At 61.1% G+C, this 20,243-nt stretch carries 20 protein-coding genes and 2 tRNA genes; 4 read left to right on the forward strand and 18 right to left on the reverse strand.

The features are described from left to right. Positions 1-126 precede the first annotated feature (126 nt). From QTL95_RS22015 to QTL95_RS22060, 10 genes are all read right to left on the reverse strand, one after another. Positions 127-708 carry a tyrosine-protein phosphatase gene (locus QTL95_RS22015; protein ID WP_289722038.1) on the reverse strand — a complete coding sequence of 194 codons (582 nt, stop codon included), beginning with the start codon at positions 706-708 and terminating at the stop codon, positions 127-129. Between the two features lie 97 nt (positions 709-805). After that, complete coding sequence (gene glpK / locus QTL95_RS22020) at positions 806-2,308, reverse strand: glycerol kinase GlpK (RefSeq protein WP_289722039.1); 1,503 nt, start codon at positions 2,306-2,308, stop codon at positions 806-808. A 141-nt stretch (positions 2,309-2,449) separates the two neighbouring features. Further along, the gene (locus QTL95_RS22025; RefSeq protein WP_289722040.1) at positions 2,450-4,174 is read right to left on the reverse strand and encodes an ABC transporter substrate-binding protein; all 1,725 of its coding nucleotides are present in this window, start codon (positions 4,172-4,174) and stop codon (positions 2,450-2,452) included. Positions 4,175-4,250: 76 nt separating this feature from the next. Continuing rightward, positions 4,251-4,532 carry a DUF2160 domain-containing protein gene (locus QTL95_RS22030; RefSeq protein WP_289722041.1) on the reverse strand — a complete coding sequence of 94 codons (282 nt, stop codon included), beginning with the start codon at positions 4,530-4,532 and terminating at the stop codon, positions 4,251-4,253. 19 nt (positions 4,533-4,551) lie between these two features. Continuing rightward, positions 4,552-5,379, reverse strand: coding sequence for a carbohydrate ABC transporter permease (locus tag QTL95_RS22035; RefSeq protein WP_289722435.1), 828 nt, complete (start codon positions 5,377-5,379; stop codon positions 4,552-4,554). 25 nt (positions 5,380-5,404) lie between these two features. After that, positions 5,405-6,271: a carbohydrate ABC transporter permease gene (locus QTL95_RS22040; protein ID WP_289722042.1), complete on the reverse strand. Its 867-nt coding sequence runs from the start codon at positions 6,269-6,271 to the stop codon at positions 5,405-5,407. A gap of 3 nt (positions 6,272-6,274) precedes the next feature. Next, entirely contained in the window at positions 6,275-7,345 is a 1,071-nt protein-coding gene (locus QTL95_RS22045; RefSeq protein WP_289722043.1) for an ABC transporter ATP-binding protein, read from the reverse strand. 13 nt (positions 7,346-7,358) lie between these two features. Continuing rightward, positions 7,359-8,435, reverse strand: coding sequence for an ABC transporter ATP-binding protein (locus QTL95_RS22050; RefSeq protein ID WP_289722044.1), 1,077 nt, complete (start codon positions 8,433-8,435; stop codon positions 7,359-7,361). A gap of 45 nt (positions 8,436-8,480) precedes the next feature. Continuing rightward, positions 8,481-10,007: a glycerol-3-phosphate dehydrogenase gene (gene glpD / locus QTL95_RS22055; RefSeq protein ID WP_289722045.1), complete on the reverse strand. Its 1,527-nt coding sequence runs from the start codon at positions 10,005-10,007 to the stop codon at positions 8,481-8,483. 167 nt (positions 10,008-10,174) lie between these two features. Continuing rightward, positions 10,175-10,996, reverse strand: a complete 822-nt coding sequence (locus QTL95_RS22060) for an AraC family transcriptional regulator (RefSeq protein WP_289722046.1) — start codon at positions 10,994-10,996, stop codon at positions 10,175-10,177. A 112-nt stretch (positions 10,997-11,108) separates the two neighbouring features. Between QTL95_RS22060 and QTL95_RS22065 the strand changes: the two genes are divergently transcribed. Next, the gene (locus QTL95_RS22065; protein ID WP_289722436.1) at positions 11,109-12,314 is read left to right on the forward strand and encodes an MFS transporter; all 1,206 of its coding nucleotides are present in this window, start codon (positions 11,109-11,111) and stop codon (positions 12,312-12,314) included. A 75-nt stretch (positions 12,315-12,389) separates the two neighbouring features. Here QTL95_RS22065 and QTL95_RS22070 read toward each other — a convergent pair whose 3' ends face one another. The 6 genes from QTL95_RS22070 to QTL95_RS22095 form a co-directional block, all read right to left on the reverse strand. Next, positions 12,390-13,157, reverse strand: a complete 768-nt coding sequence (locus QTL95_RS22070) for an SDR family NAD(P)-dependent oxidoreductase (protein WP_289722047.1) — start codon at positions 13,155-13,157, stop codon at positions 12,390-12,392. 195 nt (positions 13,158-13,352) lie between these two features. Further along, the gene (locus QTL95_RS22075) at positions 13,353-13,475 is read right to left on the reverse strand and encodes a hypothetical protein (protein WP_289722048.1); all 123 of its coding nucleotides are present in this window, start codon (positions 13,473-13,475) and stop codon (positions 13,353-13,355) included. A gap of 382 nt (positions 13,476-13,857) precedes the next feature. Next, complete coding sequence (locus QTL95_RS22080) at positions 13,858-14,004, reverse strand: DUF1127 domain-containing protein (protein ID WP_289722049.1); 147 nt, start codon at positions 14,002-14,004, stop codon at positions 13,858-13,860. A 440-nt stretch (positions 14,005-14,444) separates the two neighbouring features. Continuing rightward, positions 14,445-14,521: transfer RNA gene (locus QTL95_RS22085), tRNA-Arg, on the reverse strand. Positions 14,522-14,574: 53 nt separating this feature from the next. After that, a complete protein-coding gene (locus QTL95_RS22090; protein ID WP_037178757.1) occupies positions 14,575-14,880 on the reverse strand; it encodes an ETC complex I subunit in 306 nt (101 codons plus the stop codon). Between the two features lie 163 nt (positions 14,881-15,043). Beyond that, positions 15,044-16,657, reverse strand: coding sequence for a phosphoethanolamine transferase (locus tag QTL95_RS22095; protein WP_289722437.1), 1,614 nt, complete (start codon positions 16,655-16,657; stop codon positions 15,044-15,046). A gap of 222 nt (positions 16,658-16,879) precedes the next feature. On the opposite strand from QTL95_RS22095, the gene QTL95_RS22100 reads away from it, so the two are divergent. The 3 genes from QTL95_RS22100 to QTL95_RS22110 all read left to right on the forward strand — a co-directional run bounded on the left by QTL95_RS22100 (position 16,880) and on the right by QTL95_RS22110 (position 18,988). Continuing rightward, positions 16,880-16,956, forward strand: a tRNA-Pro gene (locus QTL95_RS22100). A gap of 248 nt (positions 16,957-17,204) precedes the next feature. After that, on the forward strand, positions 17,205-18,230 hold the full coding sequence (locus QTL95_RS22105; protein WP_289722050.1) for a hypothetical protein: 1,026 nt from the start codon (positions 17,205-17,207) through the stop codon (positions 18,228-18,230). Between the two features lie 119 nt (positions 18,231-18,349). After that, on the forward strand, positions 18,350-18,988 hold the full coding sequence (locus QTL95_RS22110) for an outer membrane protein (RefSeq protein WP_442981343.1): 639 nt from the start codon (positions 18,350-18,352) through the stop codon (positions 18,986-18,988). A 50-nt stretch (positions 18,989-19,038) separates the two neighbouring features. Here QTL95_RS22110 and QTL95_RS22115 read toward each other — a convergent pair whose 3' ends face one another. Together QTL95_RS22115 and QTL95_RS22120 are read right to left on the reverse strand one after the other, a co-directional pair. Continuing rightward, positions 19,039-19,521, reverse strand: a complete 483-nt coding sequence (locus QTL95_RS22115) for a DUF192 domain-containing protein (protein ID WP_289722052.1) — start codon at positions 19,519-19,521, stop codon at positions 19,039-19,041. Continuing rightward, entirely contained in the window at positions 19,521-20,099 is a 579-nt protein-coding gene (locus QTL95_RS22120; RefSeq protein WP_289722053.1) for a cold-shock protein, read from the reverse strand. Before QTL95_RS22120 ends, QTL95_RS22115 begins: the two co-directional genes overlap by 1 nt. Positions 20,100-20,243 lie beyond the last annotated feature (144 nt).

The following is a 20,243-nucleotide window of genomic DNA, read 5'->3' on the forward strand; positions in this document are numbered from 1 at the left end:
GTCTCCAATGCTGACTTCCCTGCGCCACACCCGCGAAAAGAATCACGCGGTAGGCGATGTTGGTGCCAGCCATGCCGGGGATTTCTGACAGCCACCTGAATAGCCCGGGATGCGGATGGCCCGGACCTAGCCCTTTATGCGGAAATGCTTTTCCAGCCCGGCCCAGCTCGTTTCCATCGCGTAGGTGCCGGAGAAATAAGGAATGGCAACGTGGCCGTAGAGCGGAGAAAGCTGCCACTCCGCGAGACCGCTGCGGACGCCGGCGATCTGCTGGCTATAGAGAACCGAAACCAGGCCGGTCCTATCCGCTCCGGATTGGCAGTGGATGAGGATGGGTTTCGGAGCCGCCTTCATGATGGCGAGCAACTGCTCCGCCCGCTCCGGCGTCAGGATGCGAGAAGACGACATCTCGAAATCGATGTGCTGGATCCCGAGGCTGCGGGAAGTCGCGATCTCGTCCGAGTACCACTGCGCACCGTCGCTTTCGCCACGCAGGTTGATGACCGTTTCGATCCCGTGTTCACGAACATAGGATGCCAGTTGCTCCGACGAAGGCTGGGCAGACCGGTAGAGTTCATGCGCCACCACCGTGTGAAAATTGCCGCTCTTCTGCAGATAGACAAAGTAGCCGCCGATAACTGTCGCGAGCAAAAGAACGACGCTTGCCGGGATCACAAACAAGCGCCGTTGGAAAAAACCTGTACGCATAGGGCATGCCTCTCACTGCACGTTGGTGCAACGAGACGCTTATGGGCGCCCCTCCTGACAGCTACCTGAATGACATCTGCATCGCGAAGCCTCCGGCCTACGCAGCACCTCGACTCGACAAGGTACGCGAAACGGCATCTCGCCAACCGGCGATCCTCGTCTGCCGCTCAGCCTCCGGCATCGATGGTTGGAAGCGGCGATTACAGCCCCAGGCCTCGGCGAACCGCGCCCGGTCGGGCCAGACTCCAGCCTTCGATCCGGCGAGCCAGGCAGCGCCCAGTGCCGTCGTCTCGGTCACCTCCGAGAGATCCACTGGATTGCCAACCAGATCGGCCAGCCGCTGCATCGTCCAGTCGGAACGCGCCATGCCGCCATCCACCCGCAACACCGTCTCGATGTGGTGGTCACCCCAATCCTTGCGCATGGCGACGAGCAGATCGAGCGTCTGGTAGGCGACGGACTCCAGGACCGCGCGTGCCAGCTCGGCCCGCCCACTGTTCCTGGTCAGCCCGAAGATCGCGCCTCGCGCTTCCGGATCCCAATAGGGAGCGCCGAGCCCCGTGAATGCCGGCACCATATAGACCTGCTGGCCCGGATCGGCCTTTACGGCCAGCAACCCGCTTTCCGAAGCCTGCGAGATGATGCCAAGACCATCGCGCAGCCATTGCACCGCCGCACCCGCGATGAAGATCGAGCCCTCCAGCGCATAGGTCGTCTCGCCGTTCAGCCGATAGGCGATCGTCGTGATCATCCGGTTGTTGGAGGCGACCCGATCTCGCCCCGTGTTGAGCAGGGCGAAGCACCCGGTGCCGTAGGTGGATTTCATCATGCCGGGGTCGAAGCAGGCATTTCCGATCGTCGCCGCCTGCTGATCGCCGGCAACGCCGACGATCGGGATAGCGGCACCGAACAACGCCTTGTCAGTCAACCCATAGTCATCCGCGCAGTCCTTTACTTCGGGAAGCATCGCCGGCGGGATTTTGAGAAGCGCCAGCAACTCGTCGTCCCAGGCGCCATCGGCGATATTGTAAAGCAACGTCCGCGATGCATTCGTGGCATCGGTGGCGTGACAGCGCCCGCCCGTAAGGTTGAAGATCAGCCAGGCATCGACCGTCCCGAAGCAGATCTCGCCTGCTTCGGCGCGCCTGCGCAGTCCGTCGACATTGTCGAGCAGCCAGCGCAGCTTGGTTCCGGAAAAGTAGGGATCGAGCAACAGTCCCGTCTTCGCACTGAACAGCCGCTCGTAACCATCGACCTTGAGACGATCGCACATCTCCGCCGTGCGCCGGTCCTGCCAGACGATCGCCCTATAAAGCGCCCTACCCGTCTTGCGCTCCCAGACGATCGTGGTCTCGCGCTGGTTGGTGATACCGATCGCGGCAAGATCAGCGGCCTCGATGCCGGCGCTGGATATCGCCTCACGCACGGTCGAGACGACCGTCTCCCAAATCTCGGCCGGATCGTGCTCCACCCAGCCCGGCCTCGGGTAATGCTGCCTGATCTCCTCCTGCGCCGAGCCGACCATCCTCATCGCCCCGTCGAAGATGATCGCGCGCGACGATGTCGTCCCCTGGTCGATCGCAAGAATGTGCCCGCTCATTGCTGTCCCCGGACAATGGATCACCCGCCCGCCGCAAGAGCGGCAGGTTGAGCGATGTGTGTTCATGAAATGGTGGCCGGCTTCATGGCGTACGGCCTGGATGGAATTGGCCGGGGCTGGTGCCCCGGCCAGGACAGCCCGTTACTGGGACTGCCAGCTCTTGACCAGCTCGTCGTAGTTGACGGTAACCGGCTTTTCCTTCTCGTTCTCGATCTTCAGCTGGGGAGCGAGGTTGCCCTTGGCGACCGCATCCTTGTTCCAGTATTCGAGATCATGCTCCTCGGCGAGCTTCGGCCCGATATCGCCCTGGACCTTGGCGCGCTCCAGGCGCTGCAGGACCTTTTCCTGCTCGGCGCAAAGCGAATCCATGGCTTCCTGGGCGGTCTTGGCGCCGGAGGACGCATCGCCGACAGCCTGCCACCAGAGTTGTGCCAGCTTCGGGTAATCAGGAACGTTGGTGCCTGTCGGAGACCACTGCACACGGGCCGGCGAGCGGTAGAACTCGACCAGACCGCCGAGCTTCGGAGCGCGCTCCGTGAAGCTCTTGTCGCGAATGGTGGATTCGCGAATGAAGGTAAGACCGACATGGCTCTTCTTCACGTCGACCGTCTTCGAGGTCACGAACTGCGCATAGAGCCATGCGGCCTTGGCGCGGTCGTCGGGCGTCGACTTCATCAGCGTCCAGGAACCCACGTCCTGATAGCCGAGCTTCATGCCATCCTTCCAGTAGACGCCGTGCGGGCTGGGCGCCATGCGCCACTTCGGCGTGCCGTCCTCGTTGACGACAGGCAGGCCCGGCTTGACGGCATCGGCGGTGAACGCCGTGTACCAGAAGATCTGCTGCGCCACCTCTCCCTGAGCCGGCACGGGGCCGGATTCGGAGAAGTTCATGCCCTGCGCTGCCGGCGGTGCATAGGCCTTCAACCAATCCAGATACTTCTGGATCGAATAGACGGCAGCCGGACCGTTGGTATCGCCACCGCGCGCGACGCACGAACCGACGGGACGCGAGTTCTCGTCGACCTTGATGCCCCACTCGTCGACAGGAAGACCGTTCGGAAGGCCCTTGTCACCGTTGCCAGCCATCGACAGCCAGGCGTCGGTGAAGCGCCAGCCGAGCGACGGATCCTTCTTGCCGTAGTCCATATGGCCGAAGACCTTCTTGCCGTTCACTTCACGGCCGGTGAAGAATTCGGCGATGTCCTCGTAAGCCGACCAGTTGACCGGAACGCCGAGGTCGTAGCCGTACTTCGCCTTGAAGTCGGCCTTGTTCTTCTCGTCGTTGAACCAGTCGTAGCGGAACCAGTAGAGGTTCGCGAACTGCTGGTCGGGAAGCTGGTAGAGCTTCTTGTCCGGCGCGGTCGTGAACTTGGTGCCGATGAAGTCGTCGATATCGAGTCCCGGGTTGGTGACATCCTTGCCTTCGTTCGCCATCCAGTCGGTCAGCGAGCGGGCCTGCTGGTAGCGCCAATGGGTGCCGATCAGGTCAGAGTCGTTGACATAGGCGTCGTAGATGTTTTCACCCGACTGCATCTGCGTCTGCAGCTTCTCGACGACGTCGCCTTCGCCGATCAGGTCGTGGGTGATCTTGATGCCGGTGATGGCCGTGAAGGCCGGCGCCAGAACCTTCGATTCATATTCGTGGGTCGTCAGCGTTTCGGAAACCACCTTGATATCCATGCCGGCGAAGGGCTTTGCCGCATCGATGAACCACTGCATTTCCTTTTCCTGGTCGGCGCGGGAAAGCGACGAAAGCTCGCCGACTTCCTTGTCCAGGAATGTTTTCGCCTCGTCCATGCCGGCATAGGCGGAGCCCGCCATGGCCAGCAAGATGCCTGCTGTTGTCGCTAATAGATGCCGTCGCATGATATCCTCCCAAGGTTTGCGATTGCAGTCTTCACGTCAGGCGGCCAGTAGCCCCGGCCATCTGTATTGTCCTGTCCTAGACGTAGCGGAACACGCCGATCGCGTAGACTACGGCAAGGCCAAGAGCCCACCACAGGTTGGGCCCGACCAGGCCCAGCCATGCGAGATGAATGAACGCTGCTCCCAGCAGCGATATGAAGAGACGGTCTCCCCGCGTGGTCTCGAACCTCAAGACCCCCACCCGCGGAGAGCCGCCCGGCGCCAGATATTCCCATACGCTCATGCCGATCAAAAGCATGAGGATCGTCAGGAAAAACAATGCGGTCGGCAGCGTCCACGCCATCCAGGAAAAGTTCATGTCGGGTCTCCTTCCCTTGTCAGACGCGGCCGAGCGCGAAGCCCTTGGCGATGTAATTGCGGACGAAATAGATCACGAGCGCGCCGGGAATGATGGTGAGCACGCCGGCCGCCGCCAGCACGCCCCAGTCCATGCCCGAGGCCGAAACGGTACGCGTCATGATCGCCGAGATCGGCTTTGCCGCCGTCGTCGTCAGCGTGCGGGCGAGCAGCAGCTCCACCCACGAGAACATGAAGCAGAAGAAGGCCGCCACCCCGATCCCCGACGCCACCAGCGGCATGAAGATGCGGATGAAGAAGCGCGGGAACGAGTAGCCGTCGATATAGGCCGTCTCGTCGATCTCCTTCGGCACGCCGGACATGAACCCTTCGAGGATCCAGACCGCCAAGGGCACATTGAACAGGCAGTGCGCGAGCGCCACCGCGATATGCGTGTCGATCAGCCCGAAGGCCGAATAAAGCTGGAAGAACGGCAGCGCGAAGACGGCCGGCGGCGCCATGCGATTGGTGAGCAGCCAGAAGAACAGGTGCTTGTCGCCTAAGAACCGGTAGCGCGAGAAGGCATAGGCCGCCGGCAGCGCCGCCAGCACCGAGATCACCGTGTTCATGACAACATAGGTGATCGAGTTGATGTAGCCGTTGTACCACGACGGATCGGTGAAGATGATCGTGTAGTTCCTGAGCGTCGGGTTCTGCGGCCAGAGCGAGAAGGTGCCGGTGATCTCGGCGTTCTCCTTGAAGCTCATGTTGACCAGCCAGTAGATCGGCAAGAGCAGGAAGATGATGTAGAGGGTCGAGACGACCCAGGAGAAGTTGCCGGCCGGCTTGTATTTCATTGTCTGTGTCATTGCTGGGGCCATGGTCCTCTCCTCCTCACGCTTGCTCGTCGCCGCTGGTCATCACGGTGTAGAATATCCATGAGAGCAGCAGGATGATCAGGAAGTAGATGATCGACATCGCCGCCGCCGGACCGAGGTCGAACTGCCCGACCGCCATCTTCACGAGGTCGATCGACAGGAACGTCGTCGAGTTGCCCGGTCCGCCGCCGGTGACGACGAAGGGCTCGGTGTAGATCATGAAGCTGTCCATGAATCGCAGCAGCACGGCGATCAGAAGCACGCGCTTCATCTTCGGCAGCTGGATGTAGCGGAACACCGACCAGCGCGACGCGCCATCGATCTTCGCTGCCTGGTAATAGGCATCGGGGATCGACACGAGGCCGGCATAGCAGAGCAGCACGACGAGGCTCGTCCAGTGCCAGACGTCCATGACGATGACGGTGATCCAGGCATCGACGGGATCACGGACATAATTGTAGTCGAGCCCGATCGCCTCCAGCGTATGGCCGAGCAGGCCGATATCGACGCGCCCGAAAACCTGCCAGATGGTGCCGACCACGTTCCACGGGATCAGCAATGGCAGCGCCATCAGGACGAGGCAGACCGGCACGCCGATCCCCTTCTTCGGCATGTTGAGCGCGATGAAGATGCCGAGCGGGATTTCGAGCGCCAGGATGATCAGCGAGAAGGCGAGATTGCGCTGCAGCGCCGCCCAGAAGCGGTCGGATTGCAGCGTCTGCACGAACCAGTCGGTACCCGCCCAGAAGAATTCGTTGTTCCCGAACGTGTCCTGTAGCGAATAGTTGACGACGGTCATCAGCGGGATCACCGCCGAGAAGGCGACGAGCACCAGCACCGGCAGCACCAGAAACCAGGCCTTGTTGTTCCAGGTCTTGTTCATGGCTCAGCCCTCCCTGCCGACGCGCCAGGAATCGGCGTAGATATTGATGGCTGTGGGATCGAAGGTGACGCGCGCCTCGGCGGGTATCTCCGCATCCTCGGTGACGACGATCGAGATCGGCTGCCCGGCGAAATCCGCCCGAACGATCTTCTGCCGGCCGATATCCTCGACCCGGTTGATGGTCACAGGCATGCCCTCGCGCCCGATGCGAATAAATTCGGGCCGGATGCCAAGCTCAGTCTTGGCTCCCGCGGCAGCCTTCGGCGCGTAGTCAAGCGTTAGGCTTTCAGCCCCTATCGTCACTCTGCTGCCATCGAGCTTTGCCGGCAGGACGTTCATGCCGGGCGAGCCGATGAAGTAACCGACGAAGGTGTGGCTGGGCTTTTCGAAGAGCTCGGCGGGCGTGCCGATCTGCACGATTTCGCCCTCATACATCACGACAACCTTGTCGGCGAAGGTCAGCGCCTCGGTCTGGTCGTGCGTGACATAGACCATGGTGAAACCGAACTGCTTGTGCAGCCTTTTCAGCTGCGAGCGCAGCACCCATTTCATATGCGGATCGATGACCGTCAGCGGCTCGTCGAACAGGATGGCGTTGACGTCGTTGCGCACCAGGCCGCGCCCGAGCGAGATCTTCTGCTTCTGGTCGGCCGTCAGCCCCTGCGCCTTGCGCCGCGCCATCGGCGCAAGGTCGATGACGTCGAGCATGTCGCGAACGCGGCGATCGACCTCCGGCTCGGCCACGCCGCGATTACGCAGCGGAAAGGCCAGATTGTCGTAGACCGTCATCGTGTCGTAGATGACGGGAAACTGAAACACCTGCGCGATGTTGCGTGCCTGTGTCGCGAGGTTGGTCACGTCCTTGCCATCGAACAGGATGCGGCCATGCGATGGCTGCAGCAGCCCGGAGATGATGTTGAGCAGCGTCGTCTTCCCGCAACCCGATGGTCCAAGCAGCGCATAGGCGCCGCCGTCGTTCCATTCGTGGTCGACTTCGCGCAGCGCGTAGTCCTTGTCCGATTGCGGGTTCGGCCCGTAGGCGTGGCGGATGTGGTCGAGCGTGATGCGTGCCATGTCCCTACCCCCTTCAGGCCGTCGCGCCGGACGAGATCGCCCGGCCATTGGTGTCGAACGCCATCAGGTGACGCCCGTCCAGGAAGACGTCGATATCGGTGTCCGGATCGATGTCGTGAATGCCATGCGCCAGCATCACCCAGCGCACACCCTCGTAGTCGAGATAGACGAAGCTCTCCGAGCCGGTGATCTCGGAAAGCTGCGTACGCGCTTTGAGCCGCACCGCGCCCGGCGTCTGCGCCGCAAGCCCGAGGTGATGCGGATGAAACGCCACCGTCACCGGGCCGTCGGCCATAGCTGCAAGATGCGCCGGCACCGAAAACACCTCGCGCCCGTCGCGCTGGAACAGCGCGCCCGCTTTCACCACGTCGATGAAGTTGAGCGGTGGATCGGCAAAGGTCTTGGCGGTGGTGAGATCGCGCGGCGTCCGGTAGACCGAAATCGTCGGCCCGAACTGCGTCACGCGCCCCTCGGACAACGTCGCCGTATTGCCGCCGAGCAGCAATGCTTCCGAAGGCTCCGTGGTCGCATAGACGAAGATCGCGCCAGATTGCGCGAATATTCTCGGCAGTTCGGCGCGCAGTTCCTCGCGCAGCTTGTAATCGAGGTTGGCGAGCGGCTCGTCCATCAGGACGAGGCTGGCGTTCTTGACCAAGGCGCGGGCAAGCGCCGTGCGCTGCTGCTGGCCACCGGAGAGATTGAGCGGCGTGCGATCGAGATAGGGCGTCAGCCGCAAAAGGTCCGCAGCCTTGCGCACCTCGCGGTCGATGGTTGCGGCATCCTTCCCCGCGATCCGCATCGGCGAGGCGATGTTCTCGTAGACGGTGAAGGCGGGGTAGTTGATGAACTGCTGGTAGACCATCGCGACATTGCGCTTCTGCACCGGCTTGCCGGTGACATCCACGCCGTCGAAACGAATCGTCCCGCTGGTCGGCCGATCGAGCCCGGCCATCAGCCGCATCAGCGACGTCTTGCCCGACAGGGTCGGCCCCAGGAGCACGTTCAACGTGCCGCGTTCAAACGCGAGATCGGTCGCGTGGATATGCGTATCCCCGCCCACCGTCTTCGCGACATTTAGCAATTCCAGCATTACGGCTCCCCTGCCTCCTCACAGCGGGGACCACATGCCGCGCTTCTATCCGGCCATCTGAGCCGGTAGCGCGGCCATGTACTCCTCCAAAACCGCGGCTTGCTCCTTCGTCAGGCGCAAGCCTTCCTTCGTTCTCCTCCAAAGCACGTCATCGGCGTGTCTCGCCCATTCGTGCTCGATCAGGTAGCGAACCTCCACTTCGTAAAGGTCGCTCCCGAAACAGCGCCCGAGATCCTCGGTCCCGCGCGCCTGTCCCAAAACTATCGTTGCCTTTGTGCCGTAGCGGCGAACGAGGCGACGGGCATGCGCATCATCGAGAAACGGATAGCCGCCCTTCAGCTTGCGCACTTCCGCCTCGTATCCCTGAGCCGGAAAATCGCCGCCGGGCAGATGGCTCCTTGCCGTCCACGGCGCGCCCTTGCTGCCGATCGCCGCGCCGATCTTTTCCAGCGCGTGTTCCGACAGCCGCCGATAGGTGGTGAGCTTGCCGCCGAAGACGTTGAGCAACGGCGCCTGTCCACCCTCGCCTTCGAGCTTCAGAACGTAATCGCGCGTCGCTTCCTGCGCCTTGGAAGCGCCGTCGTCGAACAGCGGACGCACGGCGGAATAAGTCCAGACGATATCGTCAGGCCGTACCGGCTCGTTGAAATATTCGCTCGCGGCCTTGCAGAGGTAGCTGGTTTCCTCGTCGGAGATCTTTACATCCTTCGGATCGGCCGTGTAGTCGCGATCGGTGGTGCCGATCAGCGTGAAATCCTGCTCGTAGGGGATCGCGAAGATGATGCGGTTATCCGGATTCTGGAAGAAATACGCCCTCGGATCGTTGAACTTCTTCTTCACGACGATATGGCTGCCCTGGACAAGACGTACGTGCCGCGCCTCGTTCTGCCCGAAGGCGGCGCGAATGACGTGGTCGACCCAGGGACCCGCCGCGTTGACCAGCATCCGCGCCTGGAAATGCCGCGTCTCGCCGCTCACCGTGTCCACGGTCTCGATCGCCCAGACACCGTTCTCGCGATGAGCCGAAACGACCTTGGTGCGCGGCATGATCAGCGCACCCTTGTCGGCTGCGTCGCGGGCGTTCAGCACGACCATGCGGGCATCGTCCACCCAGCCGTCGGAATATTCGAACGCCTTGGTGAACAGCGACTTCAGCGGCTTTCCCGCCGGATCGCGGCGCATATCCAGCACCTTGGTCGCCGGCAAAAGCTTGCGGCCGCCGAGGTGGTCGTAGAGGAACAGCCCCAGCCGGATCAACCATGCCGGCCGGATCCCGCCCTTGTGGTAAGGTAGCACGAAGCGCATCGGCCAGATGATGTGCGGCGCCATGGCCCACAGGATCTCCCGCTCCATCAGCGATTCTCGCACCAAACGAAACTCGCGGTGTTCGAGATAACGCAGGCCGCCATGAATGAGCTTGGTGGCGCCGGAGGACGTGCCTGAGGCGAAATCGTTCATTTCGGCGAGCGCCACCGAATAGCCGCGGCCGATGGCGTCGCGCGCGATCCCGCAGCCGTTTATGCCGCCGCCAATGACGAAAAGATCGTGAATCTGACCGCTCACGCGCCCCATGCCCCCAGAAATGCCGCAACGCAACAGAACAACGCAATTGCGAAAGTGAAAACAGTTAAATCGAAACAAAATCGAATGTCAAACGAATGTTTCGCACAGTTATGCCGCGCGCCGATGTCGGGCGTATGACGGTGCCAGCCCGCGCTTTCTGAAATTATCGAAGGATTTCAAACCGGATCGGCGGTCCGGAAATAAGTGCGCGGCGGCGCCCCAAGCATGCGCTTGAACATGGTGGTGAAGGCAGCGACGCTTTCATATCCGAGATCGATGGCCACCGACGTTACCGACTCGCCCGCCGCAAGCCGTGGCAGCGCGGTGAAGAGCGCCGCCTGCTGTCGCCATGTCGACAGGCTGATCCCGGTCTCGCGGCGGAAGGCGCGGGTGAAGGCGCGGCGGCTCATGTTCAGCTGTTCGGCCCAATCGTCGATCAGAAGCCGCGCGGTGGGGCTGGCAAGAAAGGCACGGCAGAGCCCTGCCAGCCTCGCATCACCAGGAATAGGCAATCCCAGTTGTCGGTCGGGAAGCCTTGCGATCTCCTCCAGAAGCAGCGCGACGATCAGGCGCTTCCGCCGCGAACTGCCGACATTACCCGCCGGAGATACCGCTTCGACGATCAGCGCCCGCGCCAGATCCGTCAGCCCCACCACGCGGATTGCTTCCGGTAGCGCCACCAGAGCGTCGGAACTGATGTAGGCCGACAGCATGGTAACTTCGCCGAGCATGTCGACCGAGTGGTCGAGCTCTGCAGGTATCCAAAGCGCATGTTCCGGCGGCACCATCCACCGCCCCTGCCGCGATGACACCATGAGAACGCCGGTGCGGGCATAGACAAACTGCGCGCGGCTGTGACGGTGCGCCGCCACATGATAGCCCGACGGATATTGCGACGGGATCGTATGCACCGGATCGGCCGCGGCCTCGATCGCCGCCAGCCGCTCCGCGTGCAGCTTCGACAGTTCGCCGGACATCGAATTTTGCGGCTCTTTCATTCAGCTTGGCCCAGTTGCGAAGACATTGGACCAAAACACGAAAGCGGGACTGCGGCAAGGAGGCTATGCGGATAGTCAGGTTCTACGGAGGAACATCGTGACGACAGGTACAATGACGGCGGAGAAACACGCCGCGGAACAGACGGTTTTCAGCATCATCATGGCAGTCAGCTTCTGCCATCTCTTGAACGACACAATGCAGTCGCTGATCCCGGCGCTCTACCCGATGATCAAGGACGGCTACGGTCTCGACTTCACCCAGATCGGCCTGCTCGGCCTGGTCTTCCAGGTCACCGCCTCGCTGCTGCAGCCGGTGATCGGCATCTACACCGACAAGCGCCCCTTGCCCTATTCTTTGTCGATCGGCATGGGCTTTACGCTGATCGGCCTGGTGCTGCTTGCCTATGCGCACGCCTATTGGGTGCTCTTGGTCGGCGCCGGCGTCGTCGGCCTCGGCTCCGCCGTTTTCCACCCCGAATCCTCGCGCGTCGCCCGCCTCGCATCCGGTGGACGCCATGGTCTCGCGCAGTCGCTGTTTCAGGTCGGCGGCAATTTCGGCTCGGCTCTCGGCCCGCTGCTCGCCGCCTTCATCGTCCTGCCGCGCGGCCAGACCAGCGTCGCATGGTTCTCGCTCGCGGCACTGACCGGCATGATCATCCTGTGGCGCGTCGGCGCGTGGTATTCGAACCACCGCCGCACCACGGCCGGCCGCAAGGCGCCGACGCACGCCGTCGTCCTGCCCCGCGCCAAGGTCGTCATGTCGATCGCCGTGCTCGCCATGCTGGTGTTCTCGAAATACGTCTACATGACCAGCCTCTCGAGCTACTACACCTTCTACATGATTGAGCGCTTTCAGGTCTCGGTACAGATGGCGCAGATTCTGCTCTTCGTCTTCCTCGGCGCGGTCGCCATCGGCACGGTCGCAGGTGGCCCGATCGTCGACTGGTTCGGCACCAAGTTCGTGATCTGGTTCTCGATCCTCGGTGCCCTGCCCTTCACCCTGATCCTGCCCTATGCCGATTACACCTGGACGATCGTGCTGACCTTCGTGATCGGCGTGATCCTCGCATCCGCCTTCTCCGCCATCGTCGTCTTCGCGCAGGAACTGGTGCCGGGACGCGTCGGCATGATCGCCGGCCTGTTCTTCGGCTTCGCTTTCGGCATCGGCGGCATTGGCGCCGCGGCGCTCGGCATGGTGGCGGACCACAAGGGCATCGTCTTCGTCTACCACGTCTGCTCCTACCTGCCGTTGCTCGGCCTGCTGACGATCTTCCTGCCCAATATCGGCAAGGGCCGCCGCCACGCCGCAAAGGCCTGACGGGTCAGCACATCGCAAGACAGAAAGGCCGAGGCTCCCGCCCCGGCCTTTTCATTTCAACGAGGGGCAAGCCGCTCAGATCGCGGTAAAGCCGTTGTCGACAAACAGATGGGCGCCATTGACGAAGCTCGATTCGTCGCTGGCCAGATAGAGTGCTGCCCGCGCCACGTCCTCCGGCTCGCCGATGCGGCCCTGCTGGGCGGCGATCGCCGCGTCCGAGACATCCACGCCCAGCGCCTGCAGATCCTTCACCTCGCGCAGCCCGTGCGGCGTCCGGATGAAACCGGGGCAGACCGCGTTGCAGCGGATGTTGCGGTCGCGGAACTCGACGCCGATCGCCCGCGCGAACATGTGCACGGCGCCCTTCGTCGTATCGTAGAGCACCTCCATCGGCGTCGCCGCCACGGCGGAGATCGACGAGGTGCAGACGATCGACCCGCCGCCGGCGCCGATCATCCCCGGCAGCACCGCCCGCGTCATCAGGAACATCGAGCGCACATTGACCGCATGCAGCCACTCCCACTCCGCGAGCGTCGTCTCGAGGAACGGCTTGATGACGATCGTGCCGGCATGATTGAACAGCACCGTGACCGCGCCGAACCGCTCTTCCACGCCCTTGACCGCCGCGATCACCGCGGCCTCGTCGGACACATCGGCAACCCAGTAATCGGCGGTGCCGCCGGCATCGCGGATCGCCTGCACGGTGTCGCGTGACGCCTGCTCGTTGCGGTCGATGATTGCGACCTTCGCGCCTTCGGCCGCGAAAAGCTTGGAGGCCGCGCCGCCCATGCCTGTCGCGCCGCCGGAGATGATTGCGATCTTGCCCTTCAGTCTGTCGGCCATTCCGTTCCCCTTCGACCATTGGTTCTGTCCATACCGGAGAATGGGCCGAGACGCAGGCGAATGTCCAGACGGACTGCCGTAACGTCAAGCAAGGAAGGCGGGCGGCGCAGCACGGCCTCGGGCTGGTAACCTTACCGACTAACCAGTTGAGAAGCTTTGAGTTGTGACGGCAGCCGTCCGCAGGCATTGATATCGTCAGCGGCTCAGCACCAGCCGCGATCCGTAGGGGTGCGGATCGGTAAGGCCCGCCCCGAGGGGCTTGGGGCGGGCTTCCCTCGATCGATCCGCATTGGGATCGCGATCGCCGAAAACCTTCAAGACATCGATCCTCCCGACACAGCGAAAACGCCGGAATCGAAAAAGCCCGCCGCGGGAGGAGGTGCGACGGGCTTTTCCAGAATAACCGAACAGCGACTGGGAGGAGGAGTGCCGCTGTTCCTGCGAGCGCCTCTGGGAGGAGGAGTGAGACGCTTGCAATTCGAAGCTCTGCGGGAGGAGGTGCATCGCTTCGATGAAAATGACTATACTCGAAACTCGCTCAAATTCTAGGCAGGATATTGCAGGACAGCTATGCGCCAGACGCATGGAATAAAATTCACGCTCCATCATTGCTCCGGTCGCGCGGGAAACGAAAAAGCGCCCGACCATTTCTGGCGGGCGCCTTGCATTTCACACGGTCGGTATGGAGCCGATATCCCGATTAGCGGGAAGCGGCGGCCCGTGCGACGCTGCGGATATCCGCGCGATCGATACCGAGATCGTTGAGTTCGCGAGTGGTCATACGGCCAAGTTCGGAGACCGTCTGACGGTACTTGCGCCAATTGTTGAAAGAGCGTGCTACGTTCATGATAATCCCCTTTCCTGGGCTTTCGAAGCCTAGCTGCCAGTCCTTGGCGCTTCGTTCGCTTCGATGACGCTCATATAAGGCCGCACCCTTCCGGATAACAGCGCCAAGACATCAGAGCACCCATGCGCGAAATGCATGACACAACCCGGCAGCGAAAGACAACTGGTATCACCACCTGACAACAGCACCAGGAACTGAGCAAGATCAAGGAGTTGCCCGTCTCCGGTCAAATATGCGCTTGTACCGCGACGAGACGCGGCCAGTGGATATTTACCGATCGTTATCCTTACCATTTCATTGAAATGGCGCGACTCGCCGCAGCCGGTTCATCTGCGGACGCCGAAGCACACCCCTCTCCGGCACTGGAGACCCGGCAGGCGGACCGCACGGGGACTATTTGCCGGGTCTTCAGATGGAGAAATGGACGGGGAAAGAAAATATGGCGACTCCTGCAGGGATCGAACCTGCAACCCCCGACTTAGAAGGTCGGTGCTCTATCCAGTTGAGCTAAGGAGCCGCGAAGCCGAACCGCTATCGCGGCACCGGCGAGATTTCATGCCTGGAGACTTATCAGTGCGTCCAGGGCTGTGTCCGCGTATAGCGGAAGTTATCCGGATAGGCCACGGTCTGGCGCTGCGGATCCTTCGGCGCGATGACGCGGTATTCGATGCCGTTGCGCTTGGCGTAGGCTTCGGCCAGTTCCTGGCTTTCGAAAACCAGCTTCACCTGCTGGCGCATGTCGGCCGAGGAAGTGTAGCCCATGATCGGATCGATCGTCCGCGGAATTTCCTGGTCGAATTCCAGCACCCAGTTATGTGTCTTGGCCTTGCCGGACTGCATGGCGGTCTTGGCGGGACGGTAGATCTTGGCAGACATTGCTGCGACGCCTCCGAATGAGCGGACTTTCGAACTCGGGCTCGAGCTTCACCAACGAAGCCTGTTCGCCGCAAGTTCGCACGAAAAGATGAATTTTGCTTAGCCGCGAATGCCACGCATTTCAAGAAAAAAGGCGGCAGCCGGCAAACGAGATCGAGGCTCGTCACATCGCCCGCACGACGGCATTCTGTCCAGCCCGGCAGGGCGCGAAGATATCCAGCCTCGGATCATAGACGCTCGTCGCCACGTCCATCAGGCCGAGAACGCTGTGAAAGAAATTGTCGTGGGAGATCGGATCGCCGGCGTGTTTGCCGAGGCACGCCATGTCGATACCGGCGGCGGCGCGAAAATCCGGAGCGAACCATGCGATGACGGGCACGTGGATCTGCTGCGGCGGTGCCATGAAATAGGGCGTTCCATGCAGGTAGAGCCCGTTCTCGCCGAGCGACTCGCCGTGATCGGAGACATAGAACATTGAGGCAGAAATCCCCTGCCCATGTCGCTGCAGCGTGTCGATCACCCTGGCGAGCACATGATCGGTGAACAGGATGGAATTGTCATAGGCGTTGACGATTTCCTGCTGTGTGCAGGCTCCGAACTCCGCCGTCCGGCAATCCGGCGTGAAGCGGCGGAAGTTGTCGGGATAGCGCTGGTAGTAGCCCGGCCCATGGCTGCCGAGCTGGTGCAGGACGAGCACGCTGTCGCCAGTCACGCTCGCCAGCCAGTCGTCGAGCTTGTCCGTGAGCACGGTATCGAGGCATTCGCTTTCGCGACAATAGCGCGGATCGGCGGCATCCGGCAGGAAGCGATAGGGAATGCGGTTGGCGACCCCATAGCTGCCGGTATCGTTGTCCCACCATTCCACCCTCACCTTTGCGTGGCCGAGAATGTCGGTCAGATTGTCGGTCTCAAGCCCCTTGCGATGGCTGTAGTCACGCCGCGGGTAGGAGGAAAACATGCACGGAAGCGATACGGCGGTGGCCGTCCCACAGCTGGTCGCATTGGAAAAATAGACGATATCGCGCGCTTTCATCTCCGGGTTCGTCTCGCGCCCGTAGCCGCCCAGCGAGAAATTCTGCGCCCGTGCTGTCTCGCCGATGACGATGACCGCGACCCGCGGCTTGCCGCTGGCGCCTGGGCCTCGCTGATGCGCGTCCGTGCCAAGCGGGCGGCGCACGATATTGCGGTCTTCCTCGGAGGCAAAGACATAGCGCGCCGCGCTGCTGATCGGAATGAAAGGATTGAGCGTCAGCATGATATCGCGATGCAGCCGCCCGACCGCCGCGTATGTCCTGGAAAAGCTGAGCCCCGCCGCCACGAAGATCGCCAGACACGGCAGGATGACGGCCATGTTGTGGAGAAACTTGGCTCCGAACGGCCGATGCACCATCCGCACCCACAGGATGAACACCGACGGCAGGATGCCGCTCAGGAAGATGTGGAAGAGGAAGCCGATGGTGATCAGATGCGCCGATTCGGCCTCGGTCGTCACCGCCGCGTTGCGGATCATCTCCTTGTCGATGATGACACCGTACTCATCGGTGAACCACGCCGCGATGACCGAAACCAATATGAAGAAGATCAGCGCCGGCTTGATCAGGTATTTCACCGAAAAAGCCGTCATCGCCGCGATGGTGACGGCAACGATACCGACGACGAAGCCGGCGAAAGCCAGGGGCTCGCCGGAAAGATAGTCATAGGCCCTGCCCCAGAACGTCTGGTTGGCCACCGCCATGATATAGAGCGCCGTGAGCACCGAAAGGCCGACGCTACCCATGCGCGGACGCAGACCCGCGTCCGCCGCCTCTTCCTGCCGATCGTTCAACACCTGTCCCCACGCTTGCCGCGCCACGACCACCCTTGCCGCGACGCTCAGCCGGCGCAGATGTCAGCCTTTCCTGACACCGACCTGAAAAGAGCTCGCGTCAGGATGTATGGGGACAGACGATTTAGATATTGCAGCCAGTGAACGAACCGTGTATTGCCCTCCCCGTCGGCACGGAGTGTAGCGCAGTCTGGTAGCGCATCTGGTTTGGGACCAGAGGGTCGGGAGTTCGAATCTCTCCACTCCGACCACTTTTTCTCTATTAAAAATCGAAAATGTTATTGGCTTCACGACGCGATTTCTAGTTCGCAGTCAAAAGTTTTCTCGCCCAGCCAACCGATGCGGCCTCGCCACCTCATGTTGCTGCTGACGCCTATGGGGTTTCGCTATCCGCTAGAGTGGTGGCAACCAGTCCGATCACAATGATCGGACCGAACGTTTGAGAGAGCAGCAATGAATTTTGCGGTTATCCTTGTTCGGTCGCGATTCGGAGCTTGCGATGGCAGAAACTGACAAAAAGAGTGGTCACGCAAAATCGACTGGCGATTGGCCAAGTCTGACGGAGAACCATTGGTATAGCCTAGCGGTGAGCAGCGCCATCTTTACCGCACTTGCGACTGTGACAGCCTTCATTTGGATATTCGGCAATGGCTTCGATGGCGACGCCGATCTAAAAATGGCTCAAACACTTTCGCCTTTTGGTGTCGCGCTATTCGCCATCGTCACATTTTGTACAGTAGGTTGGCGTGGTTCGATCAATACAAGGCAAGCGAACCAAGCCGAGCGCGAAGGCAGAGCAAAACTACTTCAAGAAGGTGCAAAGCTAATCGGCGAAACTGACAAGGCTTCTCATGTTAGCGCTGGGATCGCGACTCTCGAAATTGTCATTTCAGGTGAAGATGCAAGACTGGCAGTCCAGGCGCTCAATCTGATAGCGGACTATATCCAAAACAGGCAAGACCCCACCAATACCGACCAAATTCAGGCTGCTGCATTCGACGCCTTGAGGAGTGGCGAAGCACGAGGGCACAGAGCGGAGCGGACGCTAGCTTTTAAAGCATCGTCGCCATCCAGCAGGCCGGAATGGGACGTCGTTCCAGCCGTGTCTCATACGAGATTTATAGGAGGCACGTTTAGTGGCTTCACCAACGACTATTATAACAACATCGACAGAAACGCTTTTGTAGGATGCCTAATCTTTGGGGTAGCGCGTGGCCTCGATGCGTCCTCGAAATTCTTTGAATGCGAATTCAAATTATCGAAAATAGACTCCTTACCGTCTTCAAACGGCGTCCTTGAGAATGCCTTCACCGATTGCGATTTTTCCGCTTGCGTGTTCGGATCAATCAACGAGGTGCAGCTTGCCTCCGGTAGGGGAAACTACTTTTATCAAGGGCATGAGCCTAGCATCGTGAGCGACCCCACTTTCCACCAGTGGGAACGATACCTTCAAGCTCGTGATGCATCAGAAAGAAATGGCCTATCTCGAGCAATTCTGATTGAAACGGGATGGAAACAATCTTGATAGCTGGCGCCGCCAACGCATACCCACCCCAGCCCCCACGCAACGCATTATTAAGTATGCGTAACATATCATTCACCATAATGAATCGCATTTCATTAACCCTGGGGGATGTTTCGATGATGCCTGTTCGTGTCTCTGTCGTGCTGGCGGCGCTTGTGCTTGCCGCGCCTGCTCTTGCCGCCGATCTGGCGCCGCCGGTGGAGCCGGTGCCGGTCGAATCATCCGTGCCCGTCTTCTCCTGGACCGGCCCTTATGCGGGCCTGAGAGGCGGCGTCGGGTTCCTGCAGGGCGATTTCAGCATTCCCGGCGCCAGCGCCTCGGAGAACATCAGCGGTGGCCTGCTCGGCGGCTTCGTCGGCGCCAATTACCAGATGGACAACATCGTCGTCGGCATCGAAGGCAATCTGAACTACAACTGGAACAAGACCGACATCGACGTGATCGGCACCGATACGGACGTGAAGACCGATGTTTCCGGCTCTGTGGTCGGCCGTCTCGGCTACGCCGTGGATCAGACGCTGTTCTTCGCCACCGCCGGCTGGGCGGCGACGCGCGTCGGCATCGACACCGCGGCCGGCAGCGAAGACCACACCTTCAACGGCTGGACCGTCGGCGCCGGCGTCGACTATGCCTTCAGCGACACCCTCTTCGGCCGCGCCGAATACAGCTACAACAATTTCGGGACCGAGCGGATCCAGGGCACCGATGTCGATCTCGACGAACACGTCGTCACCGCCGGCATCGGCATGAAATTCTGAAAACGGATATTGAAGCTTGATCCGGGTGCGGCGGACGTCGCGCCCGGTCTTTATTTGCGCTTGGTGATCGTCGCGCTCATCACCCTGTCGCCGATCTTGATGCCGAGCTTTGCACTCGTGCCGGCGTTCAGTTCCACCACGTAGCTCACCTCGGTCATCGAATCGATGATATCGCGCGAATAGGGAACGGCGTTCTGCTTTATGTTGCGGATCGTGCCGGCCGAATCGATGAACAGCATGTCGAGCGGCAGGACGGTGTTTTCCATCCACATCTGCACCCGCCGCGACACGCCGAAATCGAAGATCATGCCGGCATCACCGGCCATCTGCTTGCGATACATCAGCCCGCGCTCGCGCTGCGCATTGGTATCGGCGATCTCTACCATGAACTTCAGCTGCTTGCCCGAAGCCGTCTGGATCACCAGCGGCTCCCTGTCGAAATTGACGGGCTGCTGCGCGAGAACAGGAAGGGCAAGCATGAAAAAAAGCGCCGCGAAGGCGCTTCTGATCTTATGGGCAGCGATGACGGACATCAGTGCGCGCGGCTCGCCGGAGCCGGAATGTCGGGATGGATCTCGGCGGCCATCAGGCCCTTGTCGCCGTCGCCGAAGCGAACGAGAACCACCTGCCCCGGACGCAACTCGGTCAGGCCGAAGCGGCGCAGTGTTTCCATGTGCACGAAGATATCCTCGGTGCCCTCGCCGCGCGTCAGGAAGCCGAAGCCCTTGGTGCGGTTGAACCACTTGACCAATGCCCGTTCCAGACCGCTCGTCGGTGTGACCTGCACATGCGTGCGCACCGGCGGCAGCTGCGACGGATGAACCGCCGTCGACTGGTCCATGGAGAGAATCTTGAACGCCTGATAGCCGCGATCGCGTCTCTGGATGAGCGCCACGATGCGCGTGCCTTCGAGAATGGTCTGGTAGCCGTCGCGACGCAGGCAGGTCACGTGCAGCAGAACGTCCTGCATGCCGTTATCGGGGATGATGAAACCAAACCCCTTGGCGACATCGAACCATTTCACGACGCCCGTGATCTCGATCAGGTCGACTGCGTCGCCCGAGAGTTGATCGAGGTCGGTGAATTCCTTCGATGAAATCCTGTCAGCCATTTCGCCAGCCCCTCAATACGCGTCACACTGTTACGGTTAACTGATTCTTGAGATCAAGATTAACATGTTGGTAACGGATTAGCGCAAGTCCTACTTTTCGTTTATTCCCAGTTGCTGATCATACCCTTTTGTCTTGCCCGAAGC

The organism is Rhizobium sp. S152 (genome assembly GCF_030380735.1).
Lineage (GTDB): Bacteria > Pseudomonadota > Alphaproteobacteria > Rhizobiales > Rhizobiaceae > Rhizobium.